The 21,311-nt window shown below is 41.9% G+C and carries 19 protein-coding genes; 8 read left to right on the top strand and 11 right to left on the bottom strand.

Features of this window, described 5'->3' with window-relative positions; translation table 11 throughout:
- Positions 1-109 precede the first annotated feature (109 nt).
- The 7 genes from H7844_14840 to H7844_14810 all read right to left on the bottom strand — a co-directional run bounded on the left by H7844_14840 (position 110) and on the right by H7844_14810 (position 10,310).
- Positions 110-1,624, bottom strand: coding sequence for a B12-binding domain-containing radical SAM protein (locus tag H7844_14840; GenBank protein MEO5358555.1), 1,515 nt, complete (start codon positions 1,622-1,624; stop codon positions 110-112).
- 45 nt (positions 1,625-1,669) lie between these two features.
- Positions 1,670-2,629: a lysophospholipid acyltransferase family protein gene (locus tag H7844_14835; GenBank protein ID MEO5358554.1), complete on the bottom strand. Its 960-nt coding sequence runs from the start codon at positions 2,627-2,629 to the stop codon at positions 1,670-1,672.
- Complete coding sequence (locus H7844_14830) at positions 2,626-4,125, bottom strand: flippase (GenBank protein MEO5358553.1); 1,500 nt, start codon at positions 4,123-4,125, stop codon at positions 2,626-2,628. The genes H7844_14835 and H7844_14830 overlap by 4 nt, the downstream gene beginning before the upstream one ends.
- A 259-nt stretch (positions 4,126-4,384) precedes the next feature.
- Positions 4,385-6,850: a FecR family protein gene (locus H7844_14825; GenBank protein ID MEO5358552.1), complete on the bottom strand. Its 2,466-nt coding sequence runs from the start codon at positions 6,848-6,850 to the stop codon at positions 4,385-4,387.
- Positions 6,851-7,152: 302 nt separating this feature from the next.
- Positions 7,153-7,434, bottom strand: a complete 282-nt coding sequence (locus H7844_14820; GenBank protein MEO5358551.1) for a hypothetical protein — start codon at positions 7,432-7,434, stop codon at positions 7,153-7,155.
- A 225-nt stretch (positions 7,435-7,659) separates the two neighbouring features.
- A complete protein-coding gene (locus H7844_14815; protein MEO5358550.1) occupies positions 7,660-8,628 on the bottom strand; it encodes a dihydroorotate dehydrogenase in 969 nt (322 codons plus the stop codon).
- Complete coding sequence (locus H7844_14810) at positions 8,610-10,310, bottom strand: hypothetical protein (GenBank protein ID MEO5358549.1); 1,701 nt, start codon at positions 10,308-10,310, stop codon at positions 8,610-8,612. The genes H7844_14815 and H7844_14810 overlap by 19 nt, the downstream gene beginning before the upstream one ends.
- A 100-nt stretch (positions 10,311-10,410) precedes the next feature.
- Here H7844_14810 and hisG point away from each other — a divergent pair, with 100 nt between their 5' ends.
- The 3 genes from hisG to hisB are packed head-to-tail and all read left to right on the top strand — an operon-like array spanning position 10,411 to position 12,983.
- Positions 10,411-11,295, top strand: a complete 885-nt coding sequence (gene hisG / locus H7844_14805; GenBank protein ID MEO5358548.1) for an ATP phosphoribosyltransferase — start codon at positions 10,411-10,413, stop codon at positions 11,293-11,295.
- 4 nt (positions 11,296-11,299) lie between these two features.
- On the top strand, positions 11,300-12,361 hold the full coding sequence (gene hisC / locus H7844_14800) for a histidinol-phosphate transaminase (protein ID MEO5358547.1): 1,062 nt from the start codon (positions 11,300-11,302) through the stop codon (positions 12,359-12,361).
- A gap of 37 nt (positions 12,362-12,398) precedes the next feature.
- The gene (hisB, locus tag H7844_14795) at positions 12,399-12,983 is read left to right on the top strand and encodes an imidazoleglycerol-phosphate dehydratase HisB (GenBank protein MEO5358546.1); all 585 of its coding nucleotides are present in this window, start codon (positions 12,399-12,401) and stop codon (positions 12,981-12,983) included.
- Positions 12,984-13,071: 88 nt separating this feature from the next.
- Here hisB and H7844_14790 read toward each other — a convergent pair whose 3' ends face one another.
- The 4 genes from H7844_14790 to H7844_14775 form a co-directional block, all read right to left on the bottom strand.
- Positions 13,072-13,740, bottom strand: coding sequence for a carbonic anhydrase (locus tag H7844_14790; GenBank protein ID MEO5358545.1), 669 nt, complete (start codon positions 13,738-13,740; stop codon positions 13,072-13,074).
- A gap of 46 nt (positions 13,741-13,786) precedes the next feature.
- A complete protein-coding gene (locus H7844_14785; protein MEO5358544.1) occupies positions 13,787-14,410 on the bottom strand; it encodes a precorrin-8X methylmutase in 624 nt (207 codons plus the stop codon).
- Positions 14,411-14,413: 3 nt separating this feature from the next.
- Positions 14,414-15,376, bottom strand: coding sequence for a chemotaxis protein (locus H7844_14780; GenBank protein MEO5358543.1), 963 nt, complete (start codon positions 15,374-15,376; stop codon positions 14,414-14,416).
- 219 nt (positions 15,377-15,595) lie between these two features.
- Positions 15,596-17,278, bottom strand: coding sequence for a hypothetical protein (locus tag H7844_14775; protein ID MEO5358542.1), 1,683 nt, complete (start codon positions 17,276-17,278; stop codon positions 15,596-15,598).
- A 296-nt stretch (positions 17,279-17,574) separates the two neighbouring features.
- On the opposite strand from H7844_14775, the gene H7844_14770 reads away from it, so the two are divergent.
- The 5 genes from H7844_14770 to H7844_14750 all read left to right on the top strand — a co-directional run bounded on the left by H7844_14770 (position 17,575) and on the right by H7844_14750 (position 20,980).
- A complete protein-coding gene (locus H7844_14770; protein MEO5358541.1) occupies positions 17,575-18,243 on the top strand; it encodes a hypothetical protein in 669 nt (222 codons plus the stop codon).
- 369 nt (positions 18,244-18,612) lie between these two features.
- Positions 18,613-18,894, top strand: a complete 282-nt coding sequence (locus tag H7844_14765) for a nucleotide-binding protein (GenBank protein ID MEO5358540.1) — start codon at positions 18,613-18,615, stop codon at positions 18,892-18,894.
- A gap of 114 nt (positions 18,895-19,008) precedes the next feature.
- Positions 19,009-19,320, top strand: a complete 312-nt coding sequence (locus tag H7844_14760; GenBank protein MEO5358539.1) for a hypothetical protein — start codon at positions 19,009-19,011, stop codon at positions 19,318-19,320.
- 240 nt (positions 19,321-19,560) lie between these two features.
- Entirely contained in the window at positions 19,561-20,370 is an 810-nt protein-coding gene (locus H7844_14755) for a reverse transcriptase domain-containing protein (GenBank protein ID MEO5358538.1), read from the top strand.
- Positions 20,333-20,980 carry a hypothetical protein gene (locus H7844_14750; GenBank protein MEO5358537.1) on the top strand — a complete coding sequence of 216 codons (648 nt, stop codon included), beginning with the start codon at positions 20,333-20,335 and terminating at the stop codon, positions 20,978-20,980. Before H7844_14755 ends, H7844_14750 begins: the two co-directional genes overlap by 38 nt.
- The last annotated feature ends 331 nt before the right edge of the window (positions 20,981-21,311 follow it).

Raw genomic sequence — 21,311 nt, 5'->3', positions numbered from 1 at the left:
GCGACGTGGTAATCTCCTCTTTTAAAAAATTAATCAGAATTATTTGAAATATCTATTATTTTTGCAATTAGACACTACTTATCAGGGCTGACAGCGGTATCTGCCTTTTTCAGGAAGAACCTGCGGCATGAACCCTTTTACGTCTTGTCAGATACTTAAAAACTTTATTAACTAAAAATACAGGATCATTTTTAAGCATATAGTAGATTAGGTGTTTGCTCCGCTTAAGTTTTGTTGTAAACTTGTTGTTGTAATCGTAGAGCCATTTGGCTATCATGTTGACGTAATTGTCAAACTCCTCCCTCTTTATGTTTTTGACATAATAGGCGTCCGGCCAAAAAAGGAAATTAGTCCAATCAGGGTCCTTTGCAACAAGTCCCTCAGCGATACACTTATCGTATTCCGTGCTTCCCGGCATAGGGTCAAAGATATTAAAGGCAAGCTCACCGGCCTTAAGTTCTTTCATAAGATTAAAGGTATCCTCAAGGTCCTCAAGTGTTTCGTCAGGGAAGCCTGCCATGAAAAAGCCGCCGACTCCTATTCCTTTTTTTGAGATTAGCGAAAACGCCTTTTTTATCTGCTCGTTTGAAACATCTTTGGAGATGATTTTTTTTATTCTTTCGCTTCCGCTTTCCACACCGATTTCAAGTTTCACGCATCCTGACTTTACCATTAAATCCAAAAGCGGCTCATCTATCAAATCCGCCCGTGTGGCTGTCTTCCAACTGACGTTTACTTTGGAATCTATAAGAGAGTTGCAGTACTTTTCTATGACTTTCCTGTTTATTGTAAAGGAATCATCCCAGAACATAATAAAATTTGTACCGTAGGTTTCCTTAAGCAGACGTATCTCCTTAATAACATTTTCAGGGCTTCTCATGCGTACCTTCTTATCCCAGAAATTTCTTGAGGAGCAAAATGTACATCTAAACGGACAGCCTCTGGAAACAATCATGCTCCCTAATGATTTAAAATCAAATGTTTCAGGATACAGCACCAGCTCCCGTGCCGGAAAGGGTATATTATCCACATTTTCAATAGCTCTGCGTACCGGATTATGAATTATTTTCCCATTTTCCTTAAAAGAAAGGCTCTCCACCTGACTTAAAGGAGTGCGCTCTGTAATTGCCTTACACAACTCAACAGAGGAGTACTCCCCCTCCCCTCGTATTACAAAATCAACCTCAGGCAATTTCAGGCTCTCATCAGTCAAAAAGCTCGGATGCAGTCCGCCCCAAAGAACATGACAGTCCGGATTATACTCTTTTACAAGACGGCTTACCTTTAGTGATGAACCGACCTCTACGGACAGCAGCGATATGCCTACAAGGTCAGGTTTATAATCCCTGAGGGTCTGCCGCACCTCAGCCCAAACAAAGTGATTGTCGTCTTTTAAACTCTCAAGGTATCTGTGGTAACTTTTGGAGCGAAAATTAAAAGTAATATCAGCATCCGGCAGGACACACTCGTCTTTACTTTTAGGATTTTCGGCATGATATATAGCCGCCTCATGTCCGTTATCCCTTAATACCGCTGCAATGTAGCCAAGTCCCAGCGGAAAGTACGGCGATTGCCCTACCCCCTTTAATCTTGTATATGGCGGCCTGATTAGTAGTACTCTCACAGTGTAACCCCTCTGTTTAGTTTAGTTGGCACATCTCAAAAAGAATCAATCCTTAAAGTACGGCACATCATCGCCCTTGAGGGCTATCATGTTGCGCCATGCCAGATAGTATATGTAATGCCACGGATATTTTACCACGTAAGACTGTAAAGCTTCAACAAAAGAAGCTGTATAGTTTTTTATAGTTTGCAGTTTATCTGCGCCCTCAGGGCAGATAAGCGGTTTTTCTATGATCATCGTGTGGCGGCTGTCTGGTTTTCTAACCATAAAGGTGGGCAGTATTACAGCCTGTGTTCTGAGAGCAATATCAATAGCGCCGGTTGAATAAAGCGCCCTTTTTCCGAAAAACTCTACCTCCACCCACTCCTTCCCCCCCCCTCCGTCAATGGCCACCCCGAGGATTTCGTTTCTCTTTAAACACAGAAACGCCTCCTTCAGAGAACCAAACACATTTATATGTGTCACCGGAAGGGTCTGCTCATGCCGCCACTTAATTTCCATGTTTTTCTTTTTTATATATGACACTTGCTCCTTTTCCGTCCAGACGGTGGCAGGGGCTCCCAACTGGCTCATCTTGTATCCCTTGTACCCTATTGCAGGCATCACCATCTGGTTTGCCCCGAAGTGTGCAAAAAGCAAAATGACTCCTCTTTGCTGCTTTAAAGCCTCATCAAGATTTTCAAGCCCAGCGTACTCTATAAACCAATCTATGTTGTCTTTGTTGATTTTAGGAAACATCAGTGTTTCTATTTCATTTTGCAGAAAATTCAGCAGTGTTTGTTTGGCAATGCTGCGGATTTCATCATCTCCTTTGTCAGGAAAGAGTCTCCTTGCCTCCAGAGAGTAAGCAAACTCCTTCTTTTTTGCAAAGTTAAAGCCTATGCCGCCAAGGGTTTTAATCATCAGGTATGACAGTGTAAACGGAAGCACCCCCACCAGATACCTAAACGGGTAATAGTAAATAAACCTGAATATATCCTTTACAATTTCAACTTTACGGTTCACGGCTGAAATCTCCTTTCATGCGGTTTTAACCTCCCAAGTATATCAGCTATATATATCTTTTCATCCTTTTCAAAAATACCTCCCCAAACGGCTAATCCTAAAAAAATTACTTCAGACACTGCCGCTGCAAGGTATATATTATAGTCTTTAAGCATAAGTCCTGCAAAGACCGAAACAGCGGAATAGGCAAGAGCTTTTATTAAAACAGCAACGGGAAGTTTTAGCACAGAGCGGTTTAGTACAAAGAGGGAGACAAGAAAATTTGAAAAATAAGCAGTGACGGATGCAACCGCCGCCCCCCTGTATCCATACAACGGAACCAACACGGCAAGCGATATGGCTATAAGTATAAGAGAAATTAAATTACAAAATATAAACTGCCTTTGCATCTTTAAGGAAATAAAAAATAGATGGGCAAAATTAGCCAAAAACAAAAACACTACAGAGTAAGCAAGAATCCTTAAAACCATCCATGATGTTTCATACTTCTGTCCATAGAGCAACCCCATAGTTTCCTTAGAAAAGACAAAAAATACAATTGAAACATTCAGAGAAAACACAAGGAGTACCTTTAGCAGTTTACTTCCGACATCTTTGATTCTCTCCTTATCCTGCAAAGCGGCCATAATGGAAAACCTCGGTAAAAACACTGTCATCAGTACCTCGCTAAGAACCAGTGTCTGAATAATAATACCGTGAGAGGTTTCAAAAAAAGCAACCTCTTCCGCCCCTTTGAAGTATTTTAAAAACAGTGCCGGCAGCCTTCCGATGATTTGTACAAACAGCACGCCAAGCCCAAGGGTGAAGGCATCTTTGAGAAACACAATGAGGGCATCCATCGGCACTGCTTTAGCCGGCACTGCAAATTTTCTTACCATAATCCGCATGCTTAAAATAAATTGTACGACCTGTGCCACTAAGATTGCTAAAATAACCGGCATAAATCCACTCTTGAAATAAACAGCAACCACTACGGCTGCAAGCAGTACAGCAGAATAAACTGTTGTAAGAAACATTTCATAGTGCATTTTCTCAAACGCTCTGAAAACATCTTTCGAGAGGTCTGAAAAGGCCCTGAAAATTTCAGCAACGGCGGAAACAATAAGAGCCAGCAAAATCAGGTTATCTACTTTCATAACCCAGGCAAAACCGATTAAAGCGGCAAATGAGGCCACAGCGAGATACACCCTAACCTTCATGGCTATTGCAATAAACAGTGAGGCTTTCCCCTTATTTTGTGAAACTTCCCTGACAAGGGCCTGCCCCACTCCGTAGAAGGCTATGCTCATCACACTTGCCGCAAGGTTTACCACAAAGACAAAGTTACCGAAATCCCCTACAGTTAGTACCCTGGCAAGCCCAAAAAGTAAGAGCAGCCCTGTGCCGATTCTAAGTATGCGAGCTATAAAAATAAAAAGGTAGTTCCTTGCAACAACACTTACAGCATCGGGTTGGACTTCTGAATCATTGTCTTTTTTATCTGAGGGTGCATTCATTTTGTTATCGTATAATACTACTTCTGTAGATTTTTATCAATCTGAATACCAGCAGTACCTAATGATTAAGGTAATTTCAGGCTAATACCAAGTTGCAGTCATACCAAGTAGCAGTCAAAAGTATAACGCAGGCGGCAAGGGCAGGATTTCATTATGGCAGCTGTAGCATTTTTCTCTGCCATAACGAACACAGCTTCCCAGTGAGTTGAGGAGAAAAGCCCATACTAATAAAACCCTTTTTACAAAGGTTCATTATATTTTACCGGATTATAGGTAAGTGATTAAATGGAACGGTGGATGTGCCCGACGGTATAGTTACAATACCCGCACCGTTGCCGCTTAGGCTGCCGCTTGTTAAGCCTGTATAAGCCCCCCCCGCCGCACCTGAAAGATTAACATTGCCACTCCATGTTGAGCCGGTAAGGTATCCACCGGAGTTAGTGTCAAGACGGTTAAAAGACGGTCCTATGGTCGCTGTCCAGGCATTGCCGCTCCACTGGTTAAAATGCAAATACATGTATAAACTACTTGATGAATCAGCCAGTGTCAACTCATTTGTACTGTTGGTTATATTAGTAGTATTGAGGGAGGTACCAAATGAATATGAACCGGATATGCTTCCGATTGTAAAGATCGCAGGAGAGCTTCCTGATGATGATGCAAAAAACACAACGTTACTCATGTACATGTTGACATAATCACTACCCAAGGTGAGGGTACCGCTTAGAGATGTCCTTCCTATCTCCACAGACGGTATATTCAGAGTGGAGAGCACTGTGTTAGCTGTTGTGGTCGAACACCCGGAAGAACCGGCCGTATCACCGCCGCAGGCAAGGTTTAAAAACTGGCTTACCGACAAATACAACCCGACATCTATATATTCAATTGCAGTAGAGCCGCTGCCTGTCCCCTCTTTTCCCAGCAACCTTCCAAAATATAGGTAGGTACTACCGGTTGTATCAGCATATGCAGAAATACTTTTGCCGTAATAGACACCATCTGACCTTGAAAGTGTAAGAAGGTAATAACCTGCATTACTAGTTTCCTCTCCTAAATAGGAAGTTGTGCCCACAGGAACATATCCGGTATAAAATGAATTGCCATAACTTCCTTTTGTGTAATCCAAATCTATCGCAATAAGCGAACCGCTGGCACTCCATGTATCTAATGTAGAACTAAAGTTACCGGTAACGCTTCCAATGGTTGAGCTCTCCGCATACGAAAGCAGCACACCTACCGGAGTACCATATAAATCACTATAAATTCCTGCAAAATTTGCATACAAAAGAGAACTGTCTGTAGAACTACCCTTGATTCCACCCATATACCCTGATACGGTGTAAATGGTATTGGTACTTGAAAATGACCCGCTTACGTTTGTGTACCACAGTGGATATGTGGAAGTGTCCGATGCCAGATAGTTGCCGGAGGCGGTGAATGAAAATGGTGTGTACATAGTTCCAGTTTGTTTATATGTGGCACTGAGCACACCGGTAAAATAGCTGGATGCATCAGAGCTTGATGAGCCGGTAAAGCCTGACTCCGTAGTTCCTAAATTGCTTGTCAATTGAAAGGTGGTTGATGCAGTAGTGGTGGTTGATACAACCGCTGTTGTAGTTGTTACTACTGCAGTAGTGGTGGTTGGAGGTGGAGGCTCCAGTGCTGTAGTAGTTGTTGTATCGGATGTGGTGGTTGTACCGGCAGTCGTAGTTGCACCGGCAGTCGTAGTTGTCCCGGAAGTCGTAGTTGTCACCCCGGCAGTGGTGGTTGTTGCTGCTGTAGTGGTAGTTATCAAGGCTGAGGTGGTAGTCTTAGCCGTTACGCTTGTTGTTGTAGTTGATGTTGATAAGACCCCTGATTGTGTATCCGTTAAAGGAACATTAACATCAGCCTGATTGGTTGTGTCTGTTGTAAAATCTAAATTTGTTTGTGTAAATAGATTGTTCGTTGTCTGCTGCTGTTGCTGTTGCTGAAATGTGTCTGCATTACCCTGAGCAAATTCGTTGGCTACATTAGAAAGAGCCTGCTGGGAGCCTTGTTGAGAGCCGCCGCCTGAGCTATGTATGCCATAGCCTTGTTTGTCTTTGTCGGTAAGAGGTGTAGGTGGTAATGGTTCCTTCCCTATCGGCACCGTAACCTGTTGACCCGGGCCTACTAACAACTCCTGCCTCCCAAACATTTCCTTGCTGCTAACCCCTATGTTACCTTCCATAACCTGAAAAACAGAGCCGACTCCATCCATAAAGATACTTTTAAAGTCTGTTCCTCTGACGCCGGCAACAGCGTTAGGCGTGTGCACTTCAAAATGCTCTGTACCGCCTGTGGCGGCAAGCCGCTTCGATATGCTCTTTGACACTATTGCGCGCACCGTACCTCTGGGCATATTTATTACTGTTTTGGGTTTTTCCTTATCACTGGAATACTCGCTTATGTCTATCCTTGTGTTTGGCGCCAATGTTAAAACACTTTCATCGACAAATGTTATCACTATCTTAGAACGGCTTTTAGTCCGGATCACGTCTTTTTCATAAACGGGGTCTGCCGTTTTTGCAGCAACAGCAGGCAGATTGCCGCCTCTTAATATTTCCCCAATACCCTCAAGCTGGGTTATTGTTCCTACCGGTTGCGCACCATAAGACTCAGATACGCCAAGGAATGTTAAAATGGCTGCTAATACTAAAAATATATAAACTTTCCTGCAAAAAAACGTTGTGTTTTTTATCATCACATAGTCCTCCGAATTTTATAAAAGAACAAACTTTTATCAATCCCTGTTTCACTGTCCGTGTCAAAATTACACATTATAAAGCAGGTTAACACATTTAAAACAAGAAATGCAAATATTATTAAAAAACTTCATATAAAAATTTATTGCCTTGATTGTTAACATTGGAATAAGATTTTTTAGGCTCTTTATCGAATCGTGTGGATAAAAAAGGAATAAGCTCCTGTGGCCTTATTGGAGAGAGGGCGGGATGTAAAACGGAAAGACGGGTTTTTCCCGTCTTTCCGTTAAAAATTAATGTATTAGCAACCTGCTACTGCTTTTCTTACGACTTTACCCTTGGCTTTTGTTTCGATGGTAACTTTTGCGCCGACTGCATCCGCTCCGGCTTTCACATCACAGTCCTTATTGCAGTTAACAACGACGTCCTTACCGGCTTTCTCATCAGTTACGGTAATGTCCATCACGCCCTCACCCTTTTTGTCTATTGCCTTTACGGTGCCAACTACCTTGTCACCTGCAAAAAGAGCTGCTGCCGATAAGAGCATTGCAAATACCATCACTATCGTAATTACTTTCTTCAATTAATTCACCTCCTTTATTTTGATTAATAATAGACGTTTTTTTTAATCGTGCGTAACCTACCATATTTAAAATAAATAAGTCAACTGTTTTTTTTAATTTTATAGTAGCAAAGTGAAAATGTCCGGATTTCAGCAAAGTGAAAGTGTCCAAAAGAGATAGTCCATAGTATGCTCTATTTGAAGAAGGAGGGGTTATGGCGGGCGAAGACGGAAAATATTTAATTTTTATGTCTCATGGCTTATTCCTGTCAGTGCACTTATAGTTATATTGTTTTCTTCCGTGTAGTTAACCAGTCCATTTTTAACCTCGCAAAAGACGTTGTTATTGACAAACCATGCTGTACCAATCCCCACTGCCGTAGCTCCTGCCATAATGTATTCCAAAGCGTCCCGCCATGTGGAAATTCCTCCAATTCCGACAACAGGAATCTTCTTATTGCGGCACTCCTGAATTTTTCTGAAGCACTCATACACCATAAAAACACCTACCGGTTTAACAGCCGGTCCTGAAAGTCCGCCTATGATATTTCCTAAAAGCGGCCTTCTGCTTTCAATGTCTATAGCCACCGCCCGCATGGTGTTGATCATGGATAAAGAATCAGTACCTCCGGCAATTGCGGCCTTAGCCGGTTCAGTTATATCTGTAACATTTGGTGTAAGCTTGGTAATAATCACAACCCTGTCTCCAACGCTTTTTTTTACTGCCGCCACAACTTTTTCAACCATTTTAGGGTTAACGCCGAAAATAATACCGCCCTCATTAATATTTGGGCATGATATGTTAATTTCGAGCCCTGTGATTATTTTATTCACATCGTTTTCCGTCAAATATGCGGCAAGCTCCCCGAATTCATCAATGGAATCCGCCGAGATATTAACCACAACAGGCAGTTGATATTGCACCAGCCGTGGCAAATCATTTTCAAGAAAAGACTTAGCGCCTTTATTTTGAATACCGATTGAGTTAATAATACCTTTGCCGGATTGAATCTCCGCCAGTCTGATACCGGAATTGCCATGGCGTGGTTTCAGGGTTACGCCTTTGGTTACAAAGGCACCGAGGGATTGGACAATTTCGTTTTTCCCTGAGAGCTTTGTAATTTCATCACTTGAGCCGGATGTTCCCGAGGCCGTCATAATCGGCGTCCTCATTTGTAACTTACTTATTGCAACTTCTAACTTCTTGTTTCCCATAATATTTCCCCTGCCTCGTAAATCGGCCCGTCAACACAAACGCGTGAAAACGGGTTATTGCCGTCTGTGGTTTCACATACGCAGGAAAAGCAGACGCCTATCCCGCACCCCATACGTCTTTCCATCAGAACCCTCAGCTCAATCCCGTGCTCCTTAGTGATTTTGGCAACATGGTGCATCATAGCCGTAGGGCCGCATGTAAAAGCCATTATTTTTTTTAAATCTTGTTTTTTGGTCAAATACTCCGCATACTGAGCACTTACGAATCCCTTGTGGTAGTTTTCCTCAGGTATAACACCTTTGAGGTCACTTTGCAAATCGCATGAAACAAAAATATCCGCATCAGAGACGCCTGCCGCTTTTAAATCATCAACATAGAGGTTGACGTTTTGAGGATTTTCGGTAAAAGAATCATCCCTGTGATTAAGCATATCAAAACTCTCGATACCGATAAATGCCTTAATCCTGAAAGCAAAAAAACGCAAGGCCTGAACCATAAAAATCATGGGGGCCATGCCTGCCCCGCCTCCGATAACATGCACCTCTTCAATCCCCTTTCCTCTTAAAGCTCTTAGTTCAAAGCGCTTTCCAAGGGGCCCGAGAATTTCAATGACGTCACCACTGCTGAGTCTTTTCATCTCAGCAGTACCCGTGCCGTATTTGAGCACCTTATAAAATATGTCAAACTCTTTTGGAAACACGGTGTACAGTGCTGTGGAAAGTGCCGGCGGCAGACTGATATGTCTGAGATAATCGTGGTTAAACCCCGGGTAATATGCCCTGTGTATGCCGAAAGGTCTTTTCAGGTATGCCTCAGGGTTAAGGTTTAATTGGGTTGTTACCGGTTTGTACTGTTTAGTGGCGGAAGAGGTATTAATCATAATAAACTGTCCGGGAATTATTTGTGGTAATTGTGGTGCTCTGAATTTAAGTTTATAATGATTTGCCTCTCCTGTATTTTCTCCAACAGGGATATTGTCAAGAATTTCTGCTTTTACAGAAGCAATGCCGGTGGGAGCGTTATGATATATTTCGTTATATGGGGAGCAGAGTTTCAGATATTGTTCTTCGTTAATTTCAGCGCATTTTTCTCTTAGTTTTTCAAAACATGTAAAAAACACCGGATAATCATAATTTTTTTGCCTTTGCTCAGTCATGTCGTCTTGATTTTCAAATACAAGCACACATATTTCTTTAAAATTATTGCTATTGTTTTTGACAACTAATTCTAATTCTTTACGTTCCTTAGTGCAATGATTAAAAAAAAAGTGAATCTTACAGTTATTTTTTTCAGCAGTGAGGGCGGCTCTGTTTGAAATATCTGAGGGAAACGGTTTACTAAGTTGAACAGTTGAAATTCCAAAAACATTATCTTCAAGAAAATATTCCAGCCCGGCATAAGTAATTTTCCAGTTGTCAACACTTAAGATTGTTTTTATAAAAACATAACAAAGACTGTTATATGTTTTTTTATTTTCCTGCTCATCTTTGGTGGCATTGACAATGAAATCTGTATCATTCGTTGTTGTTGAAAGATGGCCGGGGATGAGCTTGCTTGCCTCATTATAAATGTTTTCTGCTGTTACAGGTTTCTGTGCTTTAAAAGCCACTAAAAAATTAGCTATTCTGTAGTATGGTAATAATTCATCATCATTAAAATTGTCTTTATTTTCTTGCGTCAAAGTATTTTTCCATCAAACTAAAAATTTTTTTTAACAAAATCTATCTTGCAGATGTATAATTATATTATATAAATTAATCTTTTTGGAAGGGAAATCTTTTATGACGGAACAAAAACAAGCAATAAAGCTGGGAATGCCTAAGGGCAGCCTTCAGGAATCAACATTCAAGTTATTCAGAAAAGCGGGGTATCATGCAAGTGTGTCTTCACGGTCATACTACCCCTCAATAAACGACCCTGAAATAGAGGCTATGTTGATAAGAGCGCAGGAGATGGCAAGGTATGTGGAAAAGGGGATTCTGGACTGCGGGCTGACAGGGTATGACTGGATACTGGAGCAGGGGGCGGACGTTTATGAGGTGGCCGAGTTGAATTATGCCAAGGAGGGGCTTAGGCCGGTGCGCTGGGTGATTGCCGTGCCGAATAATTCCGGCATTAATTGTGCGGCCGATTTAAACGGCAAGCGTATAGCCACTGAGCTTGTCGGTTTCACTAAGCGTTACCTTGCAGAGCGCAGCATAGAGGCAGAGGTTGATTTTTCATGGGGAGCCACTGAGGTTAAACCCCCTCAACTGGCCGATGCGATAGTGGAACTTACCGAAACCGGCTCGTCTCTAAGGGCAAATAATCTGAGAATTGTAGAAACCGTGCTTGTCTCCACCACCCGCTTCATAGCCAACAAAAAAGCATGGGATGACCCGTGGAAACGGCAAAAAATAGAAAATATGGTTATGCTTCTTAAGGGCGCCCTTGCGGCTGAGGAGAGAGTGGGCCTTAAGATGAACATACAGGAGCAGAATCTTAAGGACGTACTAAATGTGCTTCCGGCACTCCACTCCCCAACCGTGTCTCAACTATCCGATTCCGGTTGGCTGGCAATAGAGGTCATTGTAGAGGAAAACACAGTTCGGGAGCTTATTCCGCAACTCAAAAAAAGCGGCGCCACAGGGATTGTGGAATACCCCCTAAATAAGGTAATTCCGTAAAGCAATGTCGCACAGCCTGATTAAGCCTGATGTGCTGAAACTCCGTGCCTATGAGGTTAAGGACGTCCCTTGCAGGGTTAAACTGGATGCCAATGAAAGCCCCTTTGGTTTTGATATCGGCCCTGAGGCTGTTAAACTTATCAAAACCAATAAGTACCCTGACCCTGAGGCAAAGGAGCTGAGGGCACTTGTCTCAACAATGTGGGATGTTGCACCCGAGCAGATTCTTCACGGTAACGGCTCTGATGAACTCATATACTATTTAATCGGAGCAACAGGCGGCCCTGTGTTATACCCAACACCAACCTTTGTAATGTACGGAATAATTGCAGAGGCACTTTCCCAGCTTACTTTGCCTGTTGCCCTTGATGACGGATTTGATTTGGACCTTGATGCTGTTGTTAAGACGATAAGAGAGCAAAACCCCCGGATTATATTCATAAGCTCTCCAAACAACCCCACAGGCAATGCTTTTTCAGTTGAAAAAATCCACCGGATTATTAAGGAGTCAACAGGTGTGGTGGTAGTTGATGAGGCGTATCAGCCGTTTTCTGAAAAACTTTCTTTTGTACCCTTCATCAATAAATATGAGAATCTTGTTGTTATGAAAACGCTGAGTAAAATTGGGTTTGCAGCGTTAAGGCTGGGGTTTGTTTTAGGCCCTGAGGGTATTATAAGGGAAATCAATAAACTGAGGCTTCCCTATAATGTCAACACTTTGTCTCAGTCACTGGCAATTTATCTGTTGTCTGAAAAAAAACAGATACTTTCTGAAAATATACAAACTATAGTTTCTGAGAGGATTCGCCTCACTCAACGGCTTAGCGGATTTGACGCACTGCGGGTTTACCCCTCAGATTCTAATTTCTTTTTAATGAAACCTTTAAATATGAAAGGCTATGACCTATACGGTAAACTCTTAGACGAGGGTGTGTTAGTGAAGAGTTTTCACGCCTCCATACCCGCCCTTGAGGATACTTTACGAGTAACGGTTGGTGCTCCTGAGGAAAACGCCCTGTTTTTAGAGAGTATGGAAAAGATTTTAAACACTAAAATACTAAGTTGATTATATCCATAACAGCGGATATAAAAGAGGAGCAAAATTGAGAACTGCAAAAGTGGAAAGAAAAACAAAAGAGACCGATATAACCGTGGAAATCATCCTTGACGGAAATGGGGTAAACTCCATAAACACACAGATACCGTTTTTAAACCACATGCTGGATATTATGGGCAAACACGGCCTGTTTGATTTAACAGTGTCGGCAACGGGGGACATTGAAGTGGACTATCACCATCTGATGGAAGATGTGGGGATAACCATTGGAAGTGCTCTGACAAAAGCGCTGGGAACCAAAGAGGGGATACGCAGATTTGGCAGCGCTGCGGTGCCGATGGATGAAAGCCTCTCGGAGGTTATTATTGATCTCAGCGGGAGGCCGTATCTAGTTTATAATGTAAACGCAGGGGATGCCACACTGAGGGATTTTCAGGTATCCCTGTTTGAGGATTTCTTCCGGGGGCTAAGTAATCACGGACTGTTTAATCTCCACGTGCGTCTGCATTATGGCAGGGATGCCCACCACATATATGAATCCATATTTAAGGCCTTTGGCAGGGCGTTGAGTCAGGCGCTCTGCATAGACAAGCGCATTAAAGGTGTTCCCTCAACCAAGGGGACACTGTAGCGCCCCGCCCATATGCATTCAATGCAGGCATACCATCACCTTTACGCCCTATGTGGACGCCTATGATTCCCACCACCATCACAGGGGGCTAAACCCTTGTGACTTTTCCTGTTGAGATAGAATAATATGCGCCCAGAACGTTAACCTTTCCCTCTTTAAGCTCCTTGGCGATAATCGGGCTTTTAGTGGAAATTTCCTTAGTTACAAGTTTGATATTTTCGATAATTGCGTTGTAGAGGACATCCTCACCGGCTTTTGTTTTTTTCCTGGCAGATGCAGCCGCAGGAACGATTTTATCCACAATAGCACCAATGTTGCCGTGTACTTTACCCTTTGCCTCAAGGGTAGCCTTTACCGCCCCGCAGCTCTCATGCCCCACAACCACTACAATTGGGCTGTGCAGGTGTTCAACAGCATATTCAATACTACCTAGTGCTATTTTGTCCACCACGTTGCCGGCAGTGCGCACTACAAATATTTCACCAAGGTCCTTATCAAACACAATTTCCGGGTCAACCCTTGAATCCGAACACGATACCACCACCGCAAAAGGATGTTGCCCTTTGGAAAGTTCACCAAGCTTAGCGGCACTCGAATCCCGATGTTTAAACTCTCCCTTGATAAACCTCTCGTTTCCTTCAATAAGTTTTTTTACTTCAGCTTCAAAGTCTTTATCGGCAAAAACCAGTTTAGGTATTGAAGCACAAAAACCCAACACCGCCGCTGCGCCAAATTTAATAAAATCTCTTCTGTCCATATGACCTTACTCCTCCAAAGTGGTTTGTATGTAAGTTAATGAAAAATTATTTTTCACCGGCAAGAATAATTATAGCGTTTAAGATAGCGGCGGCAACCGGTGAGCCGCCCTTTCTGCCCAGACAGGTGATAAAAGGGTAGCTTTTTTTAGAGAGCATATCCTTTGATTCCTCAGCCTTTACAAAACCAACCGGCACGCCGACAACAAGAGCCGGTGTGAACCTCACGGTATCTATAATTTCCATAGCTTTTAACAGGGCCGTGGGGGCATTACCCACGGCAATTATGCCGATATTTGAATTCACCCCGCCTGAAAGAATCATCTCCATGGCGGCCTCAGCCCTTGTCAGGGACAACTTTAAGGCGGTCTGCTCAACCTCCTCATCGGAAATCCTACATATGACCTTACCGCCGAATTTACCGAGGGCTTTTTTGTTTATTCCGGCTTCAACCATTTTAACATCAACCACTATGTCCATCCCGCGCCTGATTGCCGCCACGGCGCTTTTTACTGCATCAGGGTGGAACAGGATCGTATCTTCAAACTGAAAATCACCGGTGGCATGAATTATCCGTTTCACTATGGGCAGATGAAAACTGTCAAATTCCTTTTTCATTTCCTTTCCAATCAGGGTAAAACTGTCTTTTTCAATTAAGGGTCCTTTTCTCATCTGTCAGTATTTGAAAAACCGTGAGACTTCCGATATTAGATTTGCAACATCAAACTTTATGAGATAGCCCTCAGCTCCAACCACTTTGGCCTTTTCCTTGTTCTCGGCTCCGCTTAAGGATGTGTTTACGATTATCGGGATTTTCTGTAACAGCGGGTTGGACTTGACGTTTTTTGTAAAGGTAAGCCCATCCATTTCAGGCATCTCAACATCGGAGATTATGAGGTTGATAAAACTCTCTATCGGCTGGTCTCCAATTTTTTTCTGAAAATCAGAAAGAAGGCTGAGTGCCTGTTTGCCATCTACCGCCTCCATTATGGTTAACCCGATGTTTTCAAGAGTATCTTTTAAAATTCGTCTGGCTACCGATGAATCATCAACAATTAAGACGTTGCCGGTTAGTTTTTTCTTATCCGTCCTTCTGACATCGTCCATGGATATGCCTGGCTTTGGTATCAAGGCTCCGATGTCAGTGATAACGCTTTCGAGGTCAAGTATTAGAAGAAGTCCCTCACCCTCATCTATCTTTGTAACTCCGGTTATCTTCCCGCCGTGTTTGGACTGTAACAGAGAAGGAGGGGGTTTTATCATATCCCACTTAATTCGCCGGATTCTCTCAACATCATGAACTATCATTCCCACAGTTGTACCGAGCATTTCAAGGACAATCACCTTGGGGCGGATTTCAATATCAGGCATTTTTAGTTTCATCCAGCGTCCCAAGTCTATTATGGGAATCACCTCGCCTCTGACCTCGGCCATCGAATCGGCATAATTGGGTGTATCCGGCACTGTGGTTAATGTAGGCATAGGAATAATTTCCCGCACCTTAGCAACATTTACGCCATATATCCTTGTTTCCGTTTCACCACTTTCGCGGCTTGTAAACATTTTAAAGACAACCAACTCCATCTCGTTAGTGCCTACCTTCAGTACTTCAGGCAATGCACCAATCCCCTGCGCCATCAGGCACCTCCTTGTTTCCTAAACTCCTCAATCACTATCGTTATCCTTAATAACCGTTACAGCCCAGCCCTGAGCGTTCTTTTAGTTCCATGCTCTTTTCATATTAAAAACCTATATTATTTAATACGTTATAACATTTCAATCAAATTGTCAAACATTATAATATTCCCGGTGTTAAAAAAAGAAAAAATATTTTATGAAAGCTATTTGACAGACATGTTATCCGGGTTTTTGAACTTTCATAATGGATTGAACCCCTAAATCGGGGATAGCCCTGTCCTTATAAACAAACACCTTATGGGAAGTTGAAAAACCTTTGCAAAACACGTTATAGAAGTATATATCAAAGGGGAGCGGCGAGCCCTTTTCGTCGTAAAAAGTCTCAGATGCAGTTTTACTGTAAGGGGCCTCGCAGGGGGTGCCGGTTTTTACGGAATAAGTGCGGCTGAGCTTGTCCATATATTGGTTAAGGCTGTAGCCGTACTCCATGTAGTGGAAATCGCTGTAGAGGACGGTCTTACCGGCGGCATACCGGAATTTCGGGGCAAACAGTTTTTCCATGTTTCTGTGTCTGTCGTATGAGAAAAAATCAGGTAGGATATAGACGTTTTTACCCTCATCCAGATACTTATTAACCTCCTCAGCAAATGCAAGAGCCTCTTTCTCAGACGGGTCAATAGGGTGTACGGCGCAGGTGAGGCCACTAAAATGGCGTGCAAACACGCATTGGTCAACGCCAAGCACTATGGAGTTATTTTTATCGATGCCGGAGTTTTTGTAAATATATGAAACGGGGTTATATCGGCTGTGGAAGTCAAGTACGGGCAGTGTTGACAAAAAAAGTGAAATTGCAGTTATTCCAAAGACTGTGTACATGGTGGCAGCCGTGATTTTTTCGTTAAGTTTAAAATTCAGAAGCAGTGTCCTTATGGTAAAGAGCATAGGCGGGAGGCACAGAAACGATGTCCACACGTAGTGCCGGTACTTAACAACGGTGAGATTGGAAATAAACACGGACAGGGCGATAAACTGGATACAAAAGAGGGCATAGATGAGTTTTTCTTTTTTAGTTTCAGCTAAGAATGGGGCGGCAACGGATATAAATTGTAAGACAAAGAGAAACTCCCCGACTCCGTGTTTCCATGATGCCAGCCCCACAGGAAGCATTTGAGAGAAAACACCCATAAACTGACCGTCATAAGGGGATGCGGTCTTATTAAAAAGATTTAAGAAGTGGTGTTTGTCAATGGCAAACGATACAATCATAGAAAGAGACAGGGCAATCAGGATATTTCCGCCGCCTGCAATCAGGTTTTGTTTAGAAAGTAGTTTCATATAAGACTGTTGGAATGTAGCACTCGTAATGTAGAGGTAAGCAAGATAAAAAGGGAAAAAAATAAACGGCATATCCTTGGAAACGAGGGCAAGGCCAAAGAGCAGCCCTGACAGGGGGCGCATAAACACAGGTTTATCTTTAGAGGCAGTGAGAAAAGCGGCAAAGAGAAACACAAAAGCGGTGAAATCTTCCTTGAGATGAGTGACGGTTATGATGCACGCCGGTGTAAAGAAAAAAAGTGCAGCGGCCTGAAAGCCCTCATTGAAACCAAAAAGTTTTTTTATCCATAGGTAATAAAAGAGCAGAGCGAGCAGGGCGGTAAGAGCGGTAGTGACCGGGAGGGTTTTAGAGCCTATAAAGACGGAAAGGGGAATTAAGATATAAGAACTTAAGCATCGGGCGCCGAAAAAACACTCAAAGCGTGACGATTCCTTAAAGACGTCAACGCTTTGCAAGTAAAGAACCGAATCGAAATGGTACGGCTCATTGAGCGTATATTTATAGAGTATAATCGTAAAGACAAAAAACAAAACGACTACGGCTGTTCTTTTTAAATTAGCAGTCATACTGTATAAACTCCTTGCAAGCTTTTGTGTTTAAGGTTTTTTTACCATCAACAAATTTGTGCTTAGGATAACATAAATGGCTTAAGCCTTGCCCTGTAAACATTACTAATGAACTCTAATCTTTATGTTCTAATCCCTGCATTATTTTCAGGAATAAATTTTTTATATAAAATTGTTTTTACATATCCGGCAGCATATGATAAAGATTTACTTTCAAGGTTTAAGGTTATTACCAACAAAATAAGAAATCATACACACAAACAGACAATTCATCAAAAGTATCGAAAAACGCCCCTATGACAAACAAAACTGCTATTATTTATTGGGATGTATCTATTCCTGTTAAGGGTTATGTTGCACACGAACCCGAAAAATCAAATCTTGTGAAATTCCTTAAAAGAAATTATCTTTTATTCAATCTCAGTAAAAATAATATAAAAGAAACATATGTTTCAAAAGTAGGTAAAGGCGTAAGCGATCCTAAAAAGGCGGGTAATCTTGATTCAATGCTGGATTTAAAAGAGTATAAAGATGTTGAAACCCGCTTAGCTGATATATTTAAACATGATAATTTTACCATGCATAATACAAGAATTATTGTTACTGACGGTGTCCAGTCAAGCACAAAGGACTATTCCGGCTCGGATGTCTTTGGCGTGGTTAATTCAGCAAGGGATGCCATAATAAAAAACAAGTTACATTTTTGGATAATTGCAATTAAAACAGATTACCTTCATCCGGATGAGAAAGGCAAGAGATATTCAGAGCTAAACCGTAAATGGCTTGAGATTCAAAAAGCCAAACAATCAGATAATTCTACAGAATCAAACAAAAACGATTCTGCAAAAGCAAAGAAAAACAACCATAAAATAACAAATCCTCTGCATGGATTAAAAGCAAGTATTTCACGAGAAAAGGGAGTAGGGACCGGGTATTCGGCACAAAACTCACGTAACTACTTTTAGCAACCAAAACAAAAATAGTACGACACATAAAAGTGAAACAGAACTTCAATCCATATGAGTCCTGTTATTCAATCCAAAGCCTTAATGAAGGTGTGAAGCCGTGTCCTTAAACAGGCATTTAATAGGCTTGAGCCGTATGAGGGGAAACTCTCATGTACGGTTCTTAAGGGGGAAAGGTTTCGTGAGAGCCCTGACCTACCTGACAAAAAATGTATAAAGATGACAAAAGGCAAACAACCTTAACACTTGACTTGACAGAATGCTATCAATTGTATAAATTTAAAAGAGGATGAGATTTATTCCATTTATGTTGTTGAATATATTCATTGAAACGAATTCAAATATTTCATAGCTTATGAGGTATATATTATGAAGATATTTGTTAGCCACGGTCACAATGATACTGTAAAATTAAAGTTAAAAGATTTTATAGCCAACAAATTAAGCTTAACTCCAGTAATACTTGCCGAGCAACCTGATGATGGCTTAACAATAATAGAAAAACTCGAAAAATATGGAAGAGATTGTGATTTTGCTTTGGTTTTACTTACATCTGATGATGGTGAAGATAGAGCTAGACAAAATGTTATACATGAATTAGGCTTTTTCCATGGCCTAATTGGTAGGAATAAGGTCTTGTTACTAAAATAATCCGGTGTTGAATTATTTTCCAATATATCTGGACTCATATATAAGGAATTTGAAGCTAATAGAATAGAATCGATTTATGAAGATATAAGGACAACTATTACTAATGGAAGTGCATTGAATATAGGAAAGTCAGTTCCATTGCTACCCAAAATAGATATGCCACTTATTAACCAAATGTTGGATAAAACATCAACAAAACATTTTATTAAGAATTTCTTAGATGAGATGAAGAAAACTATTAATGGATATACAGAAAGCCTACGAGTTCAAAGAATTGGACTATTTTTAAAAGATAAAGTTGCAGAGTATGAAAAATTACTAAAAGATGCTGAGAGGCTTGAACCAAAAAAAGGTGCATGGGTGGTTACCGCTTGGATGGTTGCGGTACACGGACAACGAACCCATCGGTGGAAAAGTAGCAGCTAACCCGTTATTAGGTGATTTTAGCGGAACTTGGTAAGCCCGACTAATCGCTGTGCAACAGCAAGGAAAACCGTAAGGGATTCTGAAGGTTAAGCGGGTAGAGGAAAGCGCACAAAGCGAATGCTTCTTTGTAACGAAGAGGATAAGGGCATATGCCCCGACCCAAAAGGGTGCAGACTTGCGCAGGGTCTATTATGACGAGAAACTTGTAACAACCAAACTTCAAAGAGGAGAGAGTTAACAATGACGAAAGATGGGAAACCATCCCGAAAAGCATCTCCTGTAGGGATAACGCCATGGGACACATTAAACTGGAAAAGGATTATCTCAAATGTTAGATGGTTACAGGCACGTATTGTCAAGGCAACACGAGAAGGAGACCACCGTATGGTAAGACGGTTACAGTGGAAACTAACCAATTCGTTTAGCGCCAAAGCATTAACGGTTAAACGAGTTACCGAGAATCGAGGTAAAAGGACAGCAGGTGTAGATGGAGAGATATGGATCACGTCAACAAGAAAAATGCAGGCTGTAAAGTCTCTAAACCGCAAAAGGTATAAAGCTCAGCCACTGAAAAGGATTGAAATCCCAAAACCTAATGGGAAGAAAAGACCTCTTGGTATTCCGACGATGAAAGACAGGGCAATGCAGGCACTGTATCTCATGGCATTAGACCCTATCGCCGAATGCAAAGCCGACAGAAATTCATACGGATTTAGACCCAAAAGGTCTGTAGCGGATGCGATACAACAGTGCCACACTGTACTATCGAAATCTAATTCGGCTCAATGGATACTCGAAGGAGACATTAAGGGATGCTTTGACAATATTAACCACAATTGGTTAAAACAACACATTCCCATGAGCAAAACAATCCTTAACAAATGGCTGAAATGCGGATACATGAAAGGCAATACGCTGTATGCAACCGATAATGGAACACCACAAGGCGGGATAATCAGCCCCATACTGGCAAATCTGACGCTCGACGGTATGGAAACAAAGATACACGAATATGGAAAGGTTACATTGCCATCAACCCACACAAATTAAACTTCGTGAGGTATCCGACGATTTCATTGTAACGGCATCCAGCATGGAAACGTTAGAAACTGACGTAAAACCGTTAATCACGAGTTTCCTAAGCGAACGGGGGTTGGAACTTTCACAGGAAAAGACAAGGATTACAAACATTAAGGACGGCTTTGACTTTCTCGGCCAGAATGTTCGTAAATACAACGGCAAACTGATTATCAAACCGTCTGTGAAAAATGTGAAGACTTTCCTTGCAAAAGTTAGAGATACCATAGTCAAGTACCGTAGGGCTACCGCAGAGAATCTGATTATCAGGCTAAATCCCATAATCAGAGGTTGGGCAAATTACCACAGACATATCTCCGCCAAGAGTACCTTCAATTTTGTTGACCACCATATTTGGAAGGCACTGTGGCACTGGGCAAAACGTAAACACCATGGTAAACCGTCCAATTGGATTCGTAAAAAGTATTTCAAAAACAGGGGGAATATGTCGTGGATATTTGGCACCAAAACCTCTGCGTTGACAATAGCTTCCACTACCATTATTCGGCGACATATCAAAGTCTGTCACAACTATAATCCATATGATACCAGCAGCCTTTTATTTACCTCATCTATTGGGTGATGCCGTGTCTCTCACAAGGCATTTAATAGGCTTGAGCCGAATGCGGGGAAACTCGCACGTTCGGTTCTTAAGGGGGAAAGGGCTCGCAAGAACCCTGACCTACCTGACTCAAAAAAATAAGTAGAGGTGTCATACTTGTGTGAAAAAAGAGGTGTCACAGTATGGCAAACAAGACAAAAAGACAATCGAAAGAGGGAGCACAGCAATTTTGGAGTGAACATGTTAATGCATGGAGTAACAGCGGAGTAACCCAGGCGCAATACTGTAGAGAGCACGATTTGGGGTTAAAATCATAATCTTCCTGATGATATAAATAATCTTAAGGAAAAAA

It is taken from the genome of Nitrospirae bacterium YQR-1 (assembly GCA_039908095.1).
Taxonomy (GTDB): domain Bacteria; phylum Nitrospirota; class Thermodesulfovibrionia; order Thermodesulfovibrionales; family Magnetobacteriaceae; genus Magnetomonas.
Note: the sequence above shows the minus strand (reverse complement) of the source record. Positions and strands in the feature narration are given on the sequence as shown.